General features: G+C 71.2%; 14 protein-coding genes and 1 pseudogene. 12 read left to right on the top strand and 3 right to left on the bottom strand.

Annotated elements, in window-relative coordinates:
- Positions 1 to 34 precede the first annotated feature (34 nt).
- Positions 35 to 2,926, top strand: coding sequence for a vitamin B12-dependent ribonucleotide reductase (locus ACZ5TL_RS32480; RefSeq protein ID WP_468594323.1), 2,892 nt, complete (start codon positions 35 to 37; stop codon positions 2,924 to 2,926).
- A gap of 375 nt (positions 2,927 to 3,301) precedes the next feature.
- Here the strand turns inward: ACZ5TL_RS32480 and ACZ5TL_RS32475 are convergent, their stop codons facing one another.
- Positions 3,302 to 3,835, bottom strand: coding sequence for a TerD family protein (locus ACZ5TL_RS32475; protein WP_468594391.1), 534 nt, complete (start codon positions 3,833 to 3,835; stop codon positions 3,302 to 3,304).
- A gap of 154 nt (positions 3,836 to 3,989) precedes the next feature.
- Here ACZ5TL_RS32475 and ACZ5TL_RS32470 point away from each other — a divergent pair, with 154 nt between their 5' ends.
- The 6 genes and pseudogenes from ACZ5TL_RS32470 to ACZ5TL_RS32445 all read left to right on the top strand — a co-directional run bounded on the left by ACZ5TL_RS32470 (position 3,990) and on the right by ACZ5TL_RS32445 (position 8,438).
- Entirely contained in the window at positions 3,990 to 4,595 is a 606-nt protein-coding gene (locus ACZ5TL_RS32470; protein ID WP_468594322.1) for a YdbC family protein, read from the top strand.
- Positions 4,596 to 4,751: 156 nt separating this feature from the next.
- The gene (locus ACZ5TL_RS32465; protein WP_468594320.1) at positions 4,752 to 5,411 is read left to right on the top strand and encodes a histidine phosphatase family protein; all 660 of its coding nucleotides are present in this window, start codon (positions 4,752 to 4,754) and stop codon (positions 5,409 to 5,411) included.
- A 12-nt stretch (positions 5,412 to 5,423) separates the two neighbouring features.
- Positions 5,424 to 6,329: an ADP-ribosylglycohydrolase family protein gene (locus tag ACZ5TL_RS32460; protein WP_468594319.1), complete on the top strand. Its 906-nt coding sequence runs from the start codon at positions 5,424 to 5,426 to the stop codon at positions 6,327 to 6,329.
- Positions 6,330 to 6,629: 300 nt separating this feature from the next.
- Positions 6,630 to 6,958 (top strand): annotated as a pseudogene (locus tag ACZ5TL_RS32455) (TetR-like C-terminal domain-containing protein); the annotation flags it as partial.
- An 82-nt stretch (positions 6,959 to 7,040) separates the two neighbouring features.
- Positions 7,041 to 7,742 carry a ribonuclease HII gene (locus ACZ5TL_RS32450; protein WP_468594317.1) on the top strand — a complete coding sequence of 234 codons (702 nt, stop codon included), beginning with the start codon at positions 7,041 to 7,043 and terminating at the stop codon, positions 7,740 to 7,742.
- A 66-nt stretch (positions 7,743 to 7,808) separates the two neighbouring features.
- On the top strand, positions 7,809 to 8,438 hold the full coding sequence (locus ACZ5TL_RS32445; RefSeq protein ID WP_468594316.1) for a hypothetical protein: 630 nt from the start codon (positions 7,809 to 7,811) through the stop codon (positions 8,436 to 8,438).
- 277 nt (positions 8,439 to 8,715) lie between these two features.
- Here the strand turns inward: ACZ5TL_RS32445 and ACZ5TL_RS32440 are convergent, their stop codons facing one another.
- Positions 8,716 to 9,327 (bottom strand): hypothetical protein, encoded by a 612-nt coding sequence (locus tag ACZ5TL_RS32440; RefSeq protein WP_468594315.1) that lies wholly within the window; start codon positions 9,325 to 9,327, stop codon positions 8,716 to 8,718.
- 331 nt (positions 9,328 to 9,658) lie between these two features.
- A complete protein-coding gene (locus tag ACZ5TL_RS32435; RefSeq protein ID WP_468594314.1) occupies positions 9,659 to 11,824 on the bottom strand; it encodes a RecQ family ATP-dependent DNA helicase in 2,166 nt (721 codons plus the stop codon).
- 143 nt (positions 11,825 to 11,967) lie between these two features.
- Between ACZ5TL_RS32435 and ACZ5TL_RS32430 the strand changes: the two genes are divergently transcribed.
- The 5 genes from ACZ5TL_RS32430 (at position 11,968) to ACZ5TL_RS32410 (ending at position 20,368) form a co-directional block, all read left to right on the top strand.
- The gene (locus tag ACZ5TL_RS32430) at positions 11,968 to 13,605 is read left to right on the top strand and encodes a DUF4192 domain-containing protein (protein ID WP_468594313.1); all 1,638 of its coding nucleotides are present in this window, start codon (positions 11,968 to 11,970) and stop codon (positions 13,603 to 13,605) included.
- Between the two features lie 605 nt (positions 13,606 to 14,210).
- Positions 14,211 to 16,130, top strand: a complete 1,920-nt coding sequence (locus ACZ5TL_RS32425; protein ID WP_468594389.1) for a glycogen debranching N-terminal domain-containing protein — start codon at positions 14,211 to 14,213, stop codon at positions 16,128 to 16,130.
- Between the two features lie 130 nt (positions 16,131 to 16,260).
- Positions 16,261 to 17,019, top strand: coding sequence for an NUDIX hydrolase (locus tag ACZ5TL_RS32420; RefSeq protein ID WP_468594312.1), 759 nt, complete (start codon positions 16,261 to 16,263; stop codon positions 17,017 to 17,019).
- Positions 17,020 to 17,147: 128 nt separating this feature from the next.
- On the top strand, positions 17,148 to 19,319 hold the full coding sequence (locus ACZ5TL_RS32415; RefSeq protein ID WP_468594311.1) for an ABC transporter ATP-binding protein: 2,172 nt from the start codon (positions 17,148 to 17,150) through the stop codon (positions 19,317 to 19,319).
- Positions 19,320 to 19,480: 161 nt separating this feature from the next.
- On the top strand, positions 19,481 to 20,368 hold the full coding sequence (locus ACZ5TL_RS32410) for a FadR/GntR family transcriptional regulator (RefSeq protein WP_468594310.1): 888 nt from the start codon (positions 19,481 to 19,483) through the stop codon (positions 20,366 to 20,368).
- The last annotated feature ends 181 nt before the right edge of the window (positions 20,369 to 20,549 follow it).

Genomic DNA, 20,549 nt, shown 5'->3' with positions numbered 1-20,549 from the left:
CTTCAGGGCGTTTTCGCCCGTACAGGGAGGCGGCATGACAGAGACGGCGAGCGGTCCGGCACGGAGTTCCCGCGCCAAGAGCGCCAAGGCGAGCAAGGGCCTGCGTATCGAACGCGTCCACACCACCCCTGGGGTCCACCCCTACGACGAGGTGGCCTGGGAGCGCCGTGACGTCGTCATGACCAACTGGCGCGACGGCTCGGTCAACTTCGAGCAGCGCGGCGTCGAGTTCCCCGACTTCTGGTCGGTGAACGCGGTCAACATCGTCACCAGCAAGTACTTCCGCGGTGCCGTGGGCACTCCGCAGCGCGAGACCGGCCTGAAACAGCTGATCGACCGCATCGTGAAGACGTACCGGAAGGCCGGAGAGGACCACAAGTACTTCGCCTCGCCCGCCGACGCCGAGATCTTCGAGCACGAGCTGGCGTACGCCCTCCTGCACCAGATCTTCAGCTTCAACAGCCCTGTCTGGTTCAACGTCGGCACCAAGCAGCCCCAGCAGGTCTCCGCCTGCTTCATCCTGTCCGTCGACGACTCCATGGAGTCGATCCTCGACTGGTACAAGGAAGAGGGCATGATCTTCAAGGGCGGCTCCGGTGCCGGCCTGAACCTCTCCCGGATCCGTTCCTCCAAGGAGCTGCTGTCCTCCGGCGGCAACGCCTCCGGTCCGGTCTCCTTCATGCGCGGTGCAGATGCCTCCGCAGGAACGATCAAGTCCGGTGGCGCCACCCGCCGCGCCGCCAAGATGGTCGTCCTCGACGTGGACCACCCGGACATCGAGGACTTCATCGAGACCAAGGTCAAGGAAGAGGAGAAGATCCGTGTCCTGCGCGACGCGGGCTTCGACATGGACCTGGGCGGCGACGACATCGCGTCCGTCCAGTACCAGAACGCCAACAACTCGGTCCGCGTGAACGACGAGTTCATGACGGCCGTCGAGCAGGGCGGCCAGTTCGGCCTGCGGGGCCGGATGACCGGCGAGGTCATCGAGGAGGTCGACGCCAAGTCGCTCTTCCGCAAGATCGCCGAGGCCGCCTGGGCCTGCGCCGACCCCGGCATCCAGTACGACGACACCATCAACACCTGGCACACCTGCCCCGAGTCCGGCCGGATCACCGCGTCGAACCCGTGCAGCGAGTACATGCACCTGGACAACACGTCCTGCAACCTGGCCTCGCTGAACCTGATGAAGTTCCTGAAGGACGACGGCAAGGGCAACCAGTCCTTCGAGGCCGAGCGTTTCCAGAAGGTCGTCGAGCTGGTCATCACCGCGATGGACATCTCGATCTGCTTCGCGGACTTCCCGACCCAGAAGATCGGCGAGAACACGCGCGCGTTCCGCCAGCTCGGCATCGGCTACGCCAACCTCGGTGCCCTGCTGATGGCCACCGGTCACGCCTACGACTCCGACGGCGGCCGCTCCCTGGCCGGTGCCATCACCTCCCTGATGACCGGCACGGCGTACCGCCGCTCCGCCGAACTCGCCGCGGTCGTCGGCCCGTACGACGGCTACGCCCGCAACGCCGACGCCCACAAGCGCGTCATGAAGCAGCACTCGGACGCCAACGACAAGGCCGTCCGCATGGACGACCTGGACACGCCGGTGTGGGCCGCTGCCAGCGAGTCGTGGCAGGACGTGCTGCGCCTCGGTGAGAAGAACGGTTTCCGTAACTCCCAGGCGTCCGTGCTCGCCCCGACCGGCACCATCGGCCTCGCGATGTCCTGCGACACCACCGGTGTCGAGCCCGACCTCGCGCTGGTCAAGTTCAAGAAGCTGGTCGGCGGCGGCTCGATGCAGATCGTCAACGGCACCGTCCCGCAGGCCCTGCGCCGCATGGGCTACCTGGAAGAGCAGATCGAGGCGATCGTCGCCCACATCGCCGAGCACGGCAACGTGATCGACGCCCCGGGCCTCAAGCCCGAGCACTACGAGGTGTTCGACTGCGCCATGGGCGAGCGGGCCATCTCCCCGATGGGCCACGTCCGCATGATGGCCGCGATCCAGCCGTGGATCTCCGGCGCCATCTCCAAGACGGTCAACATGCCGGAGACGGCGACCGTCGAGGAGGTCGAGGAGATCTACTTCGAGGCGTGGAAGCTGGGCGTCAAGGCACTCGCGATCTACCGCGACAACTGCAAGGTGGGCCAGCCCCTCTCCGCCAAGACCAAGGAGAAGGAGAAGGCCGAGATCACCGAGAAGACCGAGGAGACGATCCGTACCGCGGTCGAGAAGGTCGTCGAGTACCGCCCGGTCCGCAAGCGCCTCCCGAAGGGACGTCCCGGCATCACCACGTCCTTCACCGTCGGCGGCGCCGAGGGCTACATGACCGCCAACTCCTACCCGGACGACGGTCTCGGTGAGGTCTTCCTGAAGATGTCCAAGCAGGGCTCGACCCTCGCGGGCATGATGGACGCCTTCTCCATCGCGGTCTCCGTCGGCCTCCAGTACGGCGTGCCGCTGGAGACGTACGTCTCGAAGTTCACGAACATGCGCTTCGAGCCGGCCGGTATGACGGACGACCCGGACGTGCGGATGGCGCAGTCGATCGTCGACTACATCTTCCGCCGCCTGGCGCTGGACTTCCTGCCCTTCGAGACGCGTTCCGCGCTCGGTATCCACTCCGCCGAGGAGCGTCAGCGTCACCTGGAGACCGGTTCGTATGAGCCGAACGATGACGAGGTCGACGTCGAGGGCCTGGCCCAGTCGGCGCCGCGCGCCCAGGAGCTGAAGGCCGTCTCCGCGCCGAAGCACGAAGAGGCGGTCAAGCCCGCCCCGCAGCAGGCCCACACCAGCGCTGAACTGGTGGAGATGCAGCTGGGTATCCAGGCCGACGCCCCGCTGTGCTTCTCCTGCGGTACGAAGATGCAGCGCGCCGGTTCCTGCTACATCTGCGAGGGCTGCGGCTCGACCAGCGGCTGCAGCTGACGCCGAGGGTCTGAGCGAATGACAGAGGGGCACCGCCTTCCGGCCGGTGCCCCTCTCGTCGTCACACGCCGGGTTGTCGGTGAGTCTGTCCAGCACCCCGTCCGCCCCCGAACGGACGGTGGCCCGGTCGCTGGTGTCCAAGCCGTGCGTCACCTCGTACCAAGGGCCCAGGCGGTGCCGGGTCTGGAAGGCGTTCGCGTAGCCCCGGCCGTGTCGCGCAGGTGGTCGCGCAGGCTCCGGCGAAAGCCGGTGCGGTGCGGTGGCGCGCCCAGGCCAAGGGGCATTCGGCGGGGGTGCGCGGGCGCGCCTTCCCTCAGGTGGGCAGGCCGGGTCGCAGCAAGGCCGCACAGTCCCGGCCGTCCGGGCACACCGGGCTCACGGCCGGTGCGCCGCCCCCATCGTCCTGGTGAAGTCCACGGGGTCACCCTCGAAGCCACGGAGTCCGGGGCGGAATTCCCACGGGCCGGAGCCGTCCCGGACGAACTCGGCGACCGTGCTGGCTGTGGCACCCAGGACACCGCCGAAGTCGTCCTCGGCCAGGACGGTGTATCCCTCGCGGATCCGCAGACCGGGGTTGACCACACTGACGAACGTGCGCTCCGCCGGGCGCTGCTGGATGACGACACCGACCACCACGCGCGCGTAGCGGCCGTCGAGCCGGTCGAGTTCCAGCGTCATGACCTCGTCGTAGCCGAAGCCCTGGCCGTCCTTGCTGTCCCGGTTGAGATAGATGGTGCCGTCGGGGGAGCGGCTGTCGAAGTGCACCACATAGGCGGGATCGCCGTGCGGAGCGTCCGCGAGATAGGTCGCGGCGACTAGGTCCAGGTCGGTGGACGGCTGCCCCGCCGGACTGGGGTCCCACCGCACCGCGATCTCGACCTTGCGAAGCCCCTTGCTGAGCCCGTCCACCAGAATCCCCTTCCCCGTACGATCCGCCCGTTCGCCCCAACTGCCGGGCGCCTGTGACTGCTTGTCCATCCTGCCACGCGTACGGGTGCGCGCGTGGGGGAGCGGTCCAGCCGAGAGTGACCGACGCCACGCTCCCTGGCCTTACGATGGCGCGGTGCTGGTCAAGTGGATTCGCTGCACTGTGGTGGACCGCCGCGGTTTCGAGCGGGGGCAGCGGAAGTGGGCGGGGCTTCTGGGGGAGCCGGGGTTTCGCGGGCAGGGGGGTGGCTGGAGCCGGGGGCGGCAGGACGTGGCGCACATCTTCGCCTTCTGGGAGAGCCGCGCCTTCTACGACTCCTTCATGGCGAGGTCCCACGACCGGCTCGCGTCAACCCAGTCGGGCACCTTCAAGGACGCACAGGTCAGGTTGTTCGACTACCGCTTCGACGTGAAGACCGGCTTCGAACCGCGCTTCACGGACGCCGACCTGCTGCGGGTGGCGCTCTGCCGTATTCACGAGGAGCGGGCCGAGCACTTCGTGCTGATGCAGGAGAAGGTCTGGAACCCGGCGATGGCCGGCTCGCCCGGCATGGTGCGCGGGCTGTTCGGCGAGGCGCCCGGGAACGAGTACATGGTGCTGTCGATGTGGCGGTCTGCCGCCGAGCACGGCAAGTACCGCACCGAACGTGTGGAGCGGCTCGCCCTGAGGGCCCAGACGGAGGCAGACGTGGCGGCGCTCACCGGGGATGTCGTGGACATGGAGCCAAGTTGGACCGTATGAGCCCGCACGGACGGGGCTCGGGCCGTCCCGGACGGCATGATTCGAATCGGACGTGTGTGCGATAAGTGTGGCCGGTGGTGCAGGATCTGTGTGACCTACGCTGTAAGGGTGCGGCTTGAGTGCTCGACGCGCTCTCGCCCGATCTAGGGTTTTGGCATGGCACGACCACGGCGCATCGTCCTTGTCCGGCACGGCGAGTCAACGGGCAATGTTGATGACTCCGTATACGAGCGTGAGCCCGACCACGCCCTGGCCCTCACCGAGCGGGGCCGGCGGCAGGCGGAGTCGACGGGGGCACGGCTGCGCGAGCTGTTCGGCGGCGAACGCGTCAGTGTCTACGTCTCCCCGTATCGGCGTACCCACGAAACGCTCCGTGCCTTCCATCTGGACCCCGGGCTCATACGCGTGCGCGAGGAGCCCCGGCTGCGCGAGCAGGACTGGGGCAACTGGCAGGACCGGGACGAGGTCCGCCTCCAGAAGACCTACAGGGACGCCTACGGCCACTTCTTCTACCGCTTCGCGCAGGGCGAGTCCGGCGCCGATGTCTACGACCGGGTCGGCGGCTTCCTGGAGAGCCTGTTCCGCAGTTTCGAGGACCCCGGCCACCCGCCGAACGTCCTGATCGTCACCCACGGTCTGGCCATGCGGCTGTTCTGCATGCGGTGGTTCCACTGGACGGTCGCGGAGTTCGAGTCACTGTCGAACCCGGGGAACGGCGAGGTGCGGATGCTCGTTCTGGGAGACGACGGCAAGTACACGCTTGACCGGCCGTTCGAACGCTGGCGAGATCCCGAGCCGTACGGGATCTCCGGATAGAGTGGCAGGGCGATGACCGCTGACTCCTCCCCCGATGTGCGCCTGGACCACGCCCTGGCCGGCCTGCGCGGACTGTCGGTCGGGGACGCTCTGGGCTCCCAGTACTTCGTCCCGGTGCACTACCCGCTGCTCAAGCGCCGTGAGGTGCCGTCCGGGCCGTGGCAGTGGACCGACGACACGGAGATGGCCGGTTCCGTCGTCGCCGTCCTCGCCGCCCACCACCGCATCGACCAGGACGCCCTGGTCCGCTCCTTCGCCGAGCACCACGACTTCGACCGGGGCTACGGCCCCGCGGTCAACCGCCTGCTGCGGCTCGTCAGGGAGGGAGGTGACTGGCGCGAGCTGTCCGCCGCGCTCTTCAACGGGCAGGGATCCTGGGGCAACGGTGCCGCGATGCGGATCGCGCCGCTGGGCGCCTGGTACGCGGACGACCCGGAGCAGGCGACCCACCAGGCGGAGATCTCCGCCTACGTCACCCATCAGCACCGCGAGGCCGTTGTCGGCGCCATGGCGGTCGCCGCGGCTGCCGCCTTCGCCGCCTCCCCCGGCGGGCCGCCCGGCGCCGAAGCCCTCCTCGACGGGGTCATCGACCTGGTGCCGAAGAGCGCGGTGAGCGCGGGGCTGCGCCGGGCCCGGGACATGCTCGACTACGGCGACGCGGCCACGGTCGCGGCGGTACTGGGGTGCGGGCGGCGGACGACCGCCCATGACACCGTGCCCTTCGCTCTCTGGTCCGCAGCGCGAAGCCTCGGTGACTTCGAGCGGGCGTTCTGGACGACCGCCCAGGCCGGCGGGGACGTCGACACCACCTGCGCCATCGTCGGCGGTGTGATCGCCTCGGGGAAGGCGGGGACGCCGCCCACCGCGTGGGTGGAGCGGACGGAGCCACTCCCGGACTGGGTTCCCGCGTCGGCCTGAGGGCTTCAGGCTTCTGGCGTCGGGCCTCTCAGCGCCTTCCGTGAACTCTCCGTATGCGCCGGGAACTCTATGTAACCGGTCGCGCGTTGTCGTGACATCGGCTGTGCGAGCTGTCAGGGCGCGCAGACGCCGGAGGCCGGGGAGCAAGTGGGGGTGACCATGGGGGGACTGCTCGCGGTTCTGCACCACTGGTGGGGCGCTGTCGCACGCCGCGCCGGAAGGGAACCGGTCGCGAACCGGACCGAAGTGCTGGTGTGGAGCGGTGTGAGTGCGGCTACAGGACGCCGATCGGCACGTTCACGGAGAGCAGTCAGCGCCATGTTCTCCCGCGCGGGTTCCGTGCTTCGCTCGCTGATTCACGACTGCGACAGGACGCAGGCGGAGCGCTTCTACGCCGTGCTTTTCGATGGGGTCGTGGAGCCGGTCATCAGGATGGTGCGGGAAGTCATCGGTCGCGGTACGGGCGGGGCGAGGTGCGCTCCGATGCTGCTAACGGCGATGTCTTCGATGCCGTCCCGGCGATGGCGATGTGCCGATCCAAGATGTGCGGCTGCGAATGGCAGGATCATGAAATGGGGGAACTGATCGACCAGTTGACGGTTGCGTCGCTACGGCCGGGCGGCGCCTGACGGGAGGCCGTGAGTACCGGGCCTCCGTCGGGGCGGACCGGGGTGTCGCGGGCGGTTCCGGGCGGCGTAACCTAGGTGCGCCATGCCGTACGAACCGCCTACTCACACCGTCGAGCGCTCCCTTCGAGCCACGACCGGAGCGAAGATCGTTGCAGGGGTCGACGAGGTGGGGCGCGGCGCGTGGGCCGGCCCCGTCACCGTCTGCGCGGCGATCACCGGACTGCGCCGGCCGCCCGAGGGCCTCACCGACTCCAAGCTGCTCACCATCAAGCGGCGCACCGAACTCTCCGAGGAACTGCGGAAGTGGACCACGTCGTACGCCCTGGGGCACGCCTCCCCGGAGGAGATAGACGCTCTGGGGATGACGGCCGCACTACGGCTCGCAGCGGGGCGTGCGCTGGATGCCCTGCCGGTCCGGCCCGACGCGGTCATCCTCGACGGCAAGCACGACTATCTCGGTGCCCCCTGGCGGGTCCGTACGGTGATCAAGGGCGACCAGTCGTGCGTGGCGGTCGCCGCGGCCTCGGTGATCGCCAAGGTCCAGCGCGACAAAATGATGGCCGAACTGGGTATCGACCATGCAGACTTCGGTTTTGCGGACAACGCCGGGTATCCCTCACCCGTGCACAAGGCCGCACTGGCGGAACGGGGCCCCACCCCCTACCACCGGTTGTCGTGGGCGTATCTTGATGCGCTGCCCCAGTGGCGGCACCTCAAGAAGGCCCGCAGCTGGGCGGACGGAAGCGTTCCGGAAATCGAGGGTCAGCTCGGCTTCGATTTCTGACTGTCGTTCGCACGCATGTGCCACCCGCCGACGCGGGCCGTACTAGCGTTTGATAAACATCAACTCATGCCTCTCATTCCCGAGGAGCCTCAGATTCACGAGAGTGCCCAGGGTCCCCGCGCCACACCGGCCAGCGGCCGTACCGCGCCGACCCCTCGCCCCGTACCCGGCCCCCGTCCCGCGGCTCCGTCGCGTCCCGGTCGTCCCGGACCTGTCCGGCCCACGCCGCCGGTGCAGCGTACGCCGCGTGACGTGGCCGCCAAGCCCGCTCCGCCGGGCCCCGCCGCCGGTGCGACTGTTCCGGCCGCCCCGCAGATCCAGCTGATCCCCGCTTCCGTCGAGGGCGCGCTCGACGCCGCCGAGGAGGCCGTGGACCTGCTGCTGGACTCCGGTCGTGCCCCAGGCGACGTGCTGGTGATCACGACCGGTGAGCAGCACCCGTGGGCCGCCCACGAGCTGTCCTTCGGTGAAGCGTCCTACTGGGCCCAGCACGACGCGGGTGACGACGTCTTCTACGCGGACGTCACCGTCGCGGCCCGCGCCGCGTCGCGTCCGGTGGTCGTGGTCGCCGTCAACGGCGGTCCCGAGGACGCGGCCGTGAGTGCTCTGTCCCTGGCGCCCGCCCGGGCGGACGCCCTGCTGATCGTCTGTGGCGACCCGCAGCGGATCAACTCGGTGCTGGGCGCGGGCGTCTGAGCCGGTGCCGTAGCGTCCGGCCGGGCGCTGAGGTGACTTCAGGTGCCGCTTCGGCGGTTCGGCACGGCGGTTGGTTCGGTGTGCCGGCGGCTGTGCGTGACCTCTTCCCGGTCCGGGGACAGCGATTGGTTCGGCCTGCCCGAGGAGTTGGGCGACGTGACGGTGCGTGGGCTTTGCCTGGGGCGGAGTGCTCGTTCCGGCGTCGGTCGTGGGAATAGTCGTCTGCCGTGCGACGGAGTTCTGCCCCGGATCCGTGCGGAAGGGGCTGCCCGGGGGCTCAGCGTGCTGCTGCCCGGCGCAGTATCTCGGAGGCGGCGCCGCCGGTGCGCGGTATGGGGGGCGGCGCCTCGGACGTGGCGAACGGCTCCGGCGCCGAGCCCGAGTGGGGGCGGCGTCCGCCGCGGCCCTCACCGAGGACCTGCCAGCCGTCACCGGTCAGCGTGATGTACGCCCCGCAGCGCAGCCCGTGCAGGGTGCAGGCGTCGCGCAGCCCCCACATCCACGCGCCGTCCTCCTCCGTCCAACGCGCGTCGCCCTCACGGCAGTAGAGCAGTACCGCGGTGCGCACCGGTGCCCGGCGCCGCAGATCGTGCGGGATGACCCGGCGCAGCTGGGCGAGCAGCACGTTGCGGGACATCCACCCGTCGGCCGGGGCCGGGCGGCGGACGAACGAGGCGCTCGCCCGCAGCCGCTCGTCCGGGTCGAGCACGGCGACGACGGCGGTTGCCGGCTGCGGATGGTGCCGGGCGTGCAGTCCGCTGACGACCTCGCGGGGGTTACGCAGCAGGGGGATCCCGGCGGCGGCCCATTCCGCGGGTTCGAGCAAGCGGTTGGCGGAAGCGGCGGATGTCGACGCCGCTGCCGAGGCCGGAGCGAATCCGAAGGTCACGGTCCTCCCTTCGGCTACGCGCCCACACTGCGGGCGGGGTCGGGTTCCTGGGAGCGCGCACCGCAGCGAAGCCCTGCCGGAGCGGCGGACGGGCCGTGCGGGAGCGGACCTCAATTCTTCCTGTCGAACTTGAATGCGGCAACGAGCAATTGGGGCAGCCGACCGTTATCAGATGATGCGCGGCTAATATCCCCACCCTGTGCGTCACCGGGCCACCCATGGGGCGTTCGAGCACGACACGTTCGTACGCCACGGGGGTGTGTGGCGTCCAGAGGTGTGCGCGAGGGGGCTGGTGGCCGGCGCCTGGCGGTGCACGGGCGACAGCCGGTCGTCAGCCCTGTACGGCCAGGACCAGTGGCAACACCCCCTGAGCGCCGGCGCGACGGAGCATCCGGGCGGCGACCGCGAGCGTCCATCCGGTCTCCGTGTAATCGTCCACGAGGAGGACCGGGCCTTGGGCCTCGCCCAGGGCGGACGCCAGGGCGGACGGCACGGTCAGGGCGCCGTCGAGCGCCTTCAGTCGCTGGGCGCTGTTGCTCCGGGAGCCTGGGTGCGCGTCGCCGGTGTACTCGACGGCGCCCAGCAGCGGCAGCCGGCCGACCTCCGCGATGCGCGTTCCCAGGGAGTGGATCAGCCGGGGTCGTGTACGGGAGGCGACGGTGACGACGCCGACCGGGCGCGGCTGGGCGTCCGGCGCGCCCGCGGCCCACCCCCCGGGGCCCTTGGCCCAGTCGGCCAGCACGCCCACCACGGCCTTCGCCACGTCGTCCGGCACGGGTCCGTCAGGGGCTCGGGGCACGAACATGGGGCGCAGCCGGTTGCCCCAGCCGATGTCCGACAGGCGGCCCAACGCTCGTCCCGGTGCGGCCTGTTCACCGGCAGGGATACGCCCCTTGAGGTCCACCCCGATGGCCGGCAGCCCGGTGGGCCACATCCGCCGGGGTTCCACCTCGACACCGGCCCGGCCGAGGTCCACACGTGCGGCATCGAGTGCCTTCTCGGACATGTCGGCGATGAAGCGCGGCCCCGCGCAGTTGTCGCAGCGCCCGCACGGCTTGGCGGCCTCGTCGTCCAGTTGGCGCTGCAGGAACTCCATCCGGCAGTCCGCCGTGGACGCGTACGCGCGCATGGCCTGCTGCTCGGCCTCGCGCTGGCGTGCCACCCAGGCGTACCGCTCGGCGTCGTACGTCCAGGGCTGCCCGGTCGCGATCCAGCCGCCCTTGACCCGCTTGACCGCCCCGTCCACGTCGAGAACCTTGAGCATGGTCTCCAGGCGCGAGCGGCGCAGCTCCACCAGGGGCTCCAGGGCGGGCAGCGACAGGGGCTTCTCCGCGTGCGCGAGGAGGTCGAGCGTGCGGTGCACCAGGTCTTCCGAGGGGAAGGCGAGCGAAGCGAAGTACTTCCAGATGGCCTCGTCCTCCTTGCCCGGGAGTAGCAGCACCTCGGCGTGCTCCACGCCGCGTCCGGCGCGGCCCACCTGCTGGTAGTAGGCGATGGGGGAGGAGGGCGAGCCCAGGTGCACCACGAAACCCAGGTCGGGCTTGTCGAAGCCCATGCCGAGCGCGGAGGTGGCGACCAGCGCCTTGACCTTGTTGCCGAGCAGGTCCTCCTCGGCCTGCTGACGATCGGCGTTCTCCGTCTTGCCCGTGTACGACGCGACCGTGTGCCCGCACTGCCGGAGGAAGGCGGTGACCTCCTCGGCGGCGGCCACGGTGAGCGTGTAGATGATCCCGGAACCGGGCAGGTCGTCGAGGTGCTCGGCGAGCCAGGCCATCCGGTGCGCGGCGTCCGGCAGCCGCAGCACGCTCAGGCTCAGGCTGTCCCGGTGCAGCGCACCCCGCAGCACGAGGGCGTCGGAGCTGCCGCCGGTGCCGAGTTGCTCCGCGACATCGGCCGTCACGCGCGCGTTGGCGGTGGCGGTGGTCGCGAGCACCGGCACACCCGGCGGAAGGTCGGCGAGCATCGTGCGCAGCCGTCGGTAGTCCGGCCGGAAGTCGTGGCCCCAGTCGGAGATGCAGTGGGCCTCGTCCACCACCAGGAGCCCGGTCGCGGCCGAGAGACGGGGCAGCACCTGATCCCGGAAATCCGGGTTGTTGAGCCGCTCGGGACTCACCAGCAGGACGTCGACCTCACCCGCGGCGATCTCGGCTTGAACGGCCTCCCACTCCTCGGTGTTGGAGGAGTTGATGGTCCGGGCGTGAATGCCCGCCCGGGCTGCCGCCTCGACCTGGTTCCGCATCAGCGCGAGCAGCGGGGACACGATCACGGTCGGGCCGCCGCCCTGTGCCCGCAGCAGCGAGGTCGCCACGAAGTACACCGCGGACTTGCCCCAGCCCGTGCGCTGGACGACCAGGGCACGGCGTCGGTCGGCGACCAGCGCCTCGATCGCCCGCCACTGGTCCTCGCGCAGCCGGGCCCCTCCCGAGACGTCCCCGACCAGACGGGCGAGGACGGCGTCGGCCGCCGCCCTGAGATCCGCGTTGCTCATGTGCTCCATGCGTTCCATACAACAGGACGGCACTGACAGCGGGAGCGGTGACCGGGTCGGCGGGCATCGCGCCGGCCGTGGAGTGACGTGTCCCTGATCGGACTTATCCACAGGGGCAAGCGGAGGTTTGGATTCCGCGAGATCGTCTCCGCATGACGAATCACAGCGAAGCGACTGGATCCTCCGAAAACGGCGACATCACCGGGCATGAAGCGCATGGCGGGCACGCGCAAAGTGGACATGTGAAGCGGGGGAGCGACGGGGCCGGGGCGCACGTCGCCAACCCCGCGTACGACGGCCACGGCGGCGAGCACCAGGTCACCCTGCGCACCCCGGCCGAACTGGCCGACGCCTTGCCGTATCTGCTCGGCTACCGCCCCGAGGACAGCATCGTCCTGGTCGCCCTCCACGACAGGGACGGTCGCGGACGGTTCGGGGGCCGGGCCCGGCTCGGTATCCCCGCGAACGCGGACGACTGGCCGTCCGCAGCCCGGCAACTCGCCCACGGCCTGGTGACAGGCAGCGAGCGCCGAGGGGCCCGGCCCGAGTCGATGGTCGCCTTCCTGTGCCAGGAACCGGAGAGGGGCCAGACCGGCCGGCAGGTCATGGAGCGGCTGAGGCCTCTGGCCCAGAGGCTGCGTGTCGAGTGCGGTGCCCTGGACGTGGTGGTCGTCGAGGCGCTGTGCATCTCGGAGGGCCGCTACTGGTCGTACTGCTGTGACAACGCGGCGTGCTGCTCGCCCGACGGCGCTCCCATGGGTTTGCCCGGCACCTCGGTGCTGGCCGCCGCGGCCGCGTACGCCGGAATCCAGGTGCGTGGCAGCCTGCGGGAGCTGCGGTCCCGGCTGCTGCCCTGGGAGAACGCCGCCGCCCTCGAGCAGGAGGCGGCTCTGGACACCGCCAGCATGGCGCTGGTCCCGAGGATCCTGGACGACGTGGACCGTGCGGCCGTGGCCGGCGAGACGTTGGCACTGGCCGGGACGATCCTGGTCCGCTTCGCCGAGGCACAGCCCGTCTCCGGCACGCTCCTGGCGGATCTCCGCGATGACGAACTGCTCGGGCACGAGGAGGCGGCCCGGTTGATCCTCGGTCTCCAGGACCGTGCGACCCGGGACCGCGCGGCCGAGTGGATGGAGGGTGACGAGGCCGGCCGCGCACTTCGTCTCTGGCGGTCACTTGCCCGCCGCTGCGTCGGGCCCTATGGCGAACATGCCGCCGCGCCGCTCACCCTCGCCGGATGGGTCGCGTGGTCCACCGGCGACGAACTGGAGGCCCGGGAAGCCCTCGCCATGGCCCTGGGCGCGGATCCCGACTACCTCTTCGCCCGTCTCCTGCACCAGGCCTGCAATGAAGGCCTCGACCCGGAGTCCATCCGCAGCTGCCTGCGAGCGGAGCGCGAGGGCCGCGGGCGCGGGGTGTCCGACGCTGGGGAAGCGCACGCCGAGTCTGTGGGAGGTGAGACAGCCGAGCCCAGGCTTGCGCCGGTGGAGGGATCCGCACGGCGTCGACGGCGCCCCCGTCCCGCAGCCGACCCGGCCTCTGGCCGTACCCCCGCGGACAACCGTGACCCGGGCGCATGCAGTCCCCGTCGGCGCACGCCGGCAGGCATCCCACGCCCTGTCCGGGCCGGGGAAGCCGGCACGCGCCCCGGCCGTGCGACGGCGGCGGGTGCCGCGCGTCCGGAGGCTGCGCGGACCGGCAGCGCGCGTGCGCGTGCGTCGAAAAAGGCGACGATGCCCTGCCGGAAGGCGGTCCAGGAAGGTGAGCAGCCCACCGAGGGGGAGGAGTGAGTGCCGAAATCGCGGTGCCTGCCCAGGAGGGACCGGACCACGAGCGTGACTCGGTGGACGTCCACGCCGTTCACCTGAGTGGCGGAACGCCCGGACAGGCCGTGACGCCGCACTGCCCCGGCCCCGTCGGAGCCCTCCGGCACCGGCGCCGAACCCGATCGAGGCGCACCGAGCGCAGAGGAAGCCTTTCCATGCAGCAGCCGACTCCGCCCTCTTCCGCCGCCGACAACCGCCACTGCCCGGGCGGACCCACGCCGCCCCTCGGCCCGCCCCGGGCCGAGACACCGCAGTCGGTGGACCAGGCTGTCCCTCCGCGACCTGTGGCCCGTCTCGACGGTTACGGGCCCAGGTTCCCCGGAGGCACTCCCAACGCCTCGTCGCCCACCGGCCCGGACTGGCGCCCGCCCTCGCCGCCGGGCCCGGGTCGTCCGTCTCCCCGGGCGGGCTCGAAGCGTCGGTCCGGCTCCCCATCGGGCTACGGGGCACCTCCCGCGTTCCCGGCTCAGGGGCGGCCTCCAACCCTCTCCGGGCAAGCGCCCCCGCCCCGGGGCGCCACGATCCCCGGACTGAGCTGGTCCGCCGACCTGCCGCCCGCTCACACCGTGATGATCTGTGTCGCCCTTCCCGGACTGGCCATCTCGACCGAGGAGGGACAGCTGACCGGCCGAGGGCTGGAGGGGTTCTACCGGGCCGGGCGGCGTGTGCTGTCCCGGTGTGAGATCCGCGTGGCCGGACGAGAACCCCTGGCCCTGCAGGCACGGAGGACCGCGGCCGACCGCGCCAGATTCGTCGGAACGCTGCGCACCACCCCTCAGGCGGGCCCGGACCCGGACGTGGTGGTGGAACGCATCCGCTTCGCGGACGGTACGGAGCGGATCACTCTGCACAGTGCGGCCCACCACCCTCTACGACTGCCCGTCGAAGTGGCCCTGGGTACGGACCTCGCCCACCTCGGGGCGATCGCGTCGGGCAACGCGGGGCCCGAACTCCCCGCGAGCGTCCACGGCTCCGGACTGCGCTGGTCCTGCACCACCGGCAACGCGTCCGTCACGGCCGAGCCACCTCCCTCGGACGCCCTGGCCGCGGCAGGGCTGCTGCGATGGGAAGTCGACCTGCTCCCGGGCGGCAGCAGAAGCGTGGAACTGCGAGTACGGCCGGACGGCGCGGGTCCCCTCCGAGCCGTGGGGCGCACCGCGACCAGCCCTCTCGCCGCAGCGCGTGCGGAAGGCGACGACGCCAGAGTCCCCGCCCTTCTGCGGACGAGTATCGAAGACCTCCAGGCCCTTCTGCTGCGCGACGCCGAGAACCCTGCCGACACCCACCTCGCAGCCGGGGCACCCTGGCGTTGCGGTCTGGCCCCAGCGGATGCCCTCGTCGCCGCCCGGATGACGCTTCCCCTCGGCACCGGCCTGGCCGCGGGAACCCTGCGGATCCTCGCCCGTACGCAGCTCACCGGCCCAGGACCGCACTCCGGGATGATCCCCGGCCCGCGACGCGACGCCGGTCCGCACCTCCCACCGCAGTGCACCGGTACGGAGGCCACGCTGCTCTTCCCCGCGCTGCTCGCCGAGGCCCGCCGTTGGGGCCTCTCCGAGCAGGAGACGGAGGAGCTGCTGCCCGCTGCCGAGCGGTGCCTGACCTGGCTTCGGACCACCGTGGGTGACGACATGTACCTGCGGGACCCGCACCCGGACGGCCCCGTCCGCTGCGAGACACAGGCCCATGCCCACCGTGCCGCACTGCTCGGCGCCGACTTGCTCGACGGGTGCGGCCGGACGGGCGGAGCGTCACTGCGACAGTGGGCACAGACCCTACGGACCGCCTTCCGCCACGAATTCTGGGTCGAGGACCGAGGGGGCGGTCGGCCCGCGGCAGCCCGGGCCCCGGACGGCAGACCCGTACCCCACCTGGTCGCGGCCACTGTCCACCTCCTCGACACCGGCCTGCTGGGCGGGGGCGAGCTGGCACCGGGTCTGCTCGACAAGGTCCAGACGGAGAACCTCGCCCGACTGCTGGGCAGCCCCGCCATGGACTCGGGCTGGGGCCTGCGCGGGCTGGGCGCGAAGGAACCGGGATTCAATCCGTTCGGCCACCGCGCGGGAGCCGTCCGCGTTCACGAGACGGCGCTCGCCGTCGCGGGCCTGGCCGCGGCCGGCTACGAGAAGGAGGCGAGCTCGCTGCTGCGCGGCGTGGTCGAGGCCGCCGAGACCTTCGCCCACCGGCTGCCCGAGATGTACGCGGGAGAGCAGCGCACGGAGGGGAGCGCTCCCCTCCCGCACCCGGCGGCCTGCCGCCCCGCGGCCACACCGGCGGCCGCCGGTGTCCTGCTGCTGACCACGCTCGCCGGCATTCGTCCCGACGCCCCGGCAGGGACGGTCACTCTGCGTCCCGTCCGCAGCGCACCCCTGGGCGAGATCGGTTTCACGGGGCTGCGCGTGGCCGGCGCACCGTTCTCCGTCCGGGTCGGGCGACTGGGCCTCGCCATGGTCGAAGAGGCAGCCGACGGACTGCAACTAGGGGTGTGACCTGCCACGACTCGTCATCGCCGGACCGTCGCGAACGGGCAGGGGGACCTTGCCGGTCCGAAGCGGATCAGCATCCGAGGGAACCAGTGAAGGGAGTGTTTATCGTCAGGCAGACGACTATGATCGCCGCATGCCCTACGACCCGTCAGCGTTTCCGCCTTTCGCCGTCACCGTGGACCTGGTCGTGCTGACCGTGCGCCGCCATGCCCTGTGCGCACTGGCGGTACGCAGGGGCGAACCGCCGTTCCAGGGGCGTTGGGCGCTGCCCGGCGGATTCGTACGGGCCGACGAGGACCTGGCGCAGGCCGCGGCGCGCGAACTGGCCGAGGAGACCGGACTGCGCGTCCATGACCCTGCCGTCCCCGCCCAGGACAACGGCGCGCATCTGGAACAGCTCGCCACCTACGGCGACCCCAAGCGAGATCCCAGAATGCGGGTCGTCAGTGTCGCGCACCTCGCCCTCGCTCCCGACCTGCCCGCGCCCCGGGCGGGTGGCGACGCCAGCAACGCGCGCTGGGCTCCGGTCGAGGAACTGCTGCAGCGGGGCGGCTACGGTCGGGACGCCGAGCCGGTCGCACCGCTCGCCTTCGACCACGCGCAGATCCTGGCGGACGGAGTGGAGCGCGCCCGCGCCAAGATCGAGTACTCGTCGCTGGCCACCGCCTTCTGCCCGCCCGAGTTCACTGTCGGGGAACTCCGCCGGGTCTACGAAGCGGTGTGGGGCGTGGCGCTCGACCCGCGCAACTTCCACCGCAAGGTCACGGGCACGCCGGGCTTTCTCGTCCCCACCGGAGGGACCACCACCCGCCAGGGCGGCCGCCCGGCCCAGCTCTTCCGCGCCGGGGGCGCGACCCTGCTCAACCCCCCGATGCTGCGCCCCGAGGTGTGATCGTGGGACGGGTACCGACGGCCGAGCTCGGAACCTGACCCACCCGAGCACGTGCCGGCCTGACTGCCATGCCCAGGTAGGCCGTGCGGTACCGGAAAAACCGGATATAGCGCGCTATCTTGCTGCGGGTGATCCAGGCCTTCGGACTGACCAGCAACCCCCGCAAAGAGCTTCCGCCCGCAGCCGACGACGTCTCCTTCGAGGCGCGAGCGGGCCGCGTCACCGCGCTGCTCGGAGCACCGGGCGCGGGCAAGACGACGGTTCTCCGACTGATGCTCGAGCTCCAACCGGGCAGGGGTGTCACCCACTTCCGGGGGCGCCCCCTGCATCGCATCGCCCACCCCTCCCGCGAGGTCGGCGTACTGCTGGGCGACGTGCCAGGGCACCCGGCCCGCACGGTCCGCGGCCATCTGCGCATGCTGTGTGCCGCCGCGGGCGTTTCGGTCCGGCGCGCCGACGAAGTCCTCGAGGCGGTCGGGCTGGTGAGCCTGCGCGACGAACGTCTCGGCACGCTCTCCCGTGGAATGGACCGCCGTCTCGGCTTGGCCTGCGTGCTCTTGGCCGACCCGCACACCCTCGTCCTCGACGACCCTGCCGACGGACTCTCCACCCGCGAGAGCAACTGGCTGCACGGCGCGCTGCGCGCACACGCAGCCCAGGGCGGCACGATCCTGTTCACCACCGCCGACCCCAAGGAGGCGGCACGCACCGCCGACCGTGTCGTCACGCTGGAGGAGGGGCGGCTCGTGGCCGACCAGGAGGCCGTGGAGTTCTCACGCACCCGCCTCCGGCCCCGGGTCGCCGTACGGAGCCCGCACGCGGCCCGTCTGGCAGCTCTCCTGGCCAAACAGGCCCGCACCGCGCAGCGCTCCGTCGAAGTTGTCCGAGAGGGCGGCAACCGCCTCTCCGTGTACGGCAGTACCTGTGCGGACATCGGCGAGACCGCATTCCGGCACGGCATTGTCGTCCATCAACTGGCCGACGAGATCGGCGACATGGGGCCCGGCGCGGGATTCGCTCCCGAGGTGGTGGGCGTGTCCGTCGACCAGCCGGGGCGTTCCGGTTCCGAGGCAGGGCAGGTTGCGGGCGCGCACCGGACAACCGCTGGGCTCCAGCCTGATGAGGCGGATTTCTCCCCCGACGTGTCGAGGCCCGCGCACACGCTCCCCGTGGCCACCACCGCTGCTGAGTCATGCCCCACACTCGAGCCACGCCCCTCCGCTGATGTCTTGCAGTCAGCTGCCGGAGAGTCACGCCCCCCGGCTGATGTCTCGAAGCCACTCACCGAAGAGCCACGACCCACTGATGTCTCGAAACCCGTGGCCGAAGAGTCGCAACCGCTCGTCGGCGCATCCCAGCCCGCGGCCGCGCCGCACGACCGCTCGGGGACCCTCACGCCCGGCCACTCGCCCAGCGCCACCGCCCCTCCCCGGTCCTCCACCCCCTCCCCGACCCTCACGCCGCGCCCCCGCCCGGCGCGCACCCTCGACACACTGCCCCCTCTGCCGCCTCCCATCTCCGTCCGCCCGGCCCCCAGCCCTCTCCGTCCCCTCCGTTATGAGATCCGCCGTGCTGTCGGCATCGGCACCGGGTTCCTCACCGGGGCCGTCGTGCTCGTCGTGTCCGCTGTCACCGCCGTCGTGCTCGCCAGGATCGGGCACACCCCGCAGCCGCGCCTGCTGGCCGCGTGGCCGCAGGAGCTGCCTCTGCCGCCCGCTGCACTCGGTGCGGGGCTGCTCGGCGCGCTTGCCTTCGGCGATGAGTTCCGCCACCCCACGCTGGCAGCGGACCGCGGCACCGTGCCCCGCCGGCTGGGGCTGCTGGCAGCCAAACTGATCGTCTCCTCGGCCACCGCCCTGATGCTGGCCGTCCTCACCGTCGGCTGCGACGCGGAAGTGCTCTATCTCGTCTACGGCCGGGAGATCGCGCAGGTTCCCACCGACTGGCTTGCGCTGAGCTTGAGTTGGATCGGGCTCGTGGTCGGCTGCGCCTGGGCGGGGGTGCTGGCCGCAGGTGTCTTCCGCTCCACCTCGGCCGGCCTGGCCGCGGTGGCCGCCGTGCCACTCGTCGTCGTACCCCTGGCGCACAAGCTCCTGGACGGACCGTCTGTGCGAACGGCGGCCGGACTTCCGATGCGGCTGCGCGAGGCCCTCCTGCCGCGGTGGCCCTTCGGGGGAGAGCGCTACCTGGAGGCCGCGCTGAGTGTGATCTCCCAACCCGTCGGCGGCGCACTGACGTTGTCGCTGGCCACACTGCTCTGCGCGTACCTGCTCACCGCCCTGCGCGGCAGACTCCGGTGACGACTGTCCGTAACCCTTGGTCCGGCCATGCGCACAACTCCCCGCAGAACGCCCATTTCTTTCCGATAAGGCGTCAATTGCGACGGGGTGAGCGATCACCCTTTCGTGTGCTTTTCACCAAAGACCTCAAGGGAGTTGGCGACGGCGCCGACAAAGGATGCGTGAGTACCCTTGCGCACACCATGATGACCGCCGCCCGCTCTGCTGACTCCGGCCTCGCGAGCCCGGGCGAACTCGACCGCTACCCGTACGCCGAGGCGCCTGCCGTCGACCGCGTCGGGGCCCCTGTCTGGGACAGCGCGGACCAGGAGCTGGGCCGTGTGGGCCGACGCGCCGCGGGCAGCCGCGGACGCGGGCTGCACGGCCAACTCGTACAGCAGCTCGGGCAGATGATCGTCTCCGGCGACCTGGGCGCCGACCGCCCGCTGGTGCCGGAGGAGATCGGCCAGCGCTTCGAGGTCTCCCGCACCGTCGTCCGCGAGTCGCTCCGCGTCCTGGAGGCGAAGGGCCTGGTGAGCGCCCGCCCGAACGTGGGCACGCGCGTGCGCCCCGTCAGTGACTGGAACCTCCTCGACGCGGACATCATCGAGTGGCGAGCCTTCGGGCCGCAGCGCGACGACCAGCGCCGCGAGCTGAGTGAGCTGCGCTGGACCATCGAGCCGCTCGCCGCCCGCCTCGCCGCCGGGCACGGGCGGGAGGACATCCAGCAGCGCCTTGCGGACATGGTCGAGATCATGGGGCACGCGATGGCCCAGGGTGATGCGCTCACCTTCTCCCGCGCCGACTCCGAGTTCCACTCGATGCTCATCCAGATCGCCGGAAACCGCATGCTGGAGCACCTCTCCGGGATCGTCTCCGCCGCCCTCCAGGTCTCCGGCAGCCCGATCACCGGCTGTGACCGGCCGAACGAGGCGTCGCTGGCGCATCACGGCCGTATCTGCGATGCCCTCGCAGCCGGTGACGGAGCGGCGGCCGAGGCGGCGATGCGCCAACTTCTGACAGTCCACCCCGAGGTGGAGCGGGTGGTGCCCGCCCCGCGCGAGCACTGATCGCGTTCCGCGGGCGGCGCGGCCGGGTGTGCCACCCCCCTTCTGTGGCAGCCCCCGACCGGTAACCGCCTCCCGCCGGGCCCCGCGGGATCCTCGTGATCCCGCGGGGTCCGCCGTCGCTACGGGGCCGCAGATCCGCCGGATCGGCCGGGTAGGTACCGTAGGTGACATCATCTGCCCG

It is taken from the genome of Streptomyces sp. NPDC033136 (assembly GCF_055578235.1).
This window is presented reverse-complemented; position numbering and strand designations above follow the sequence as displayed.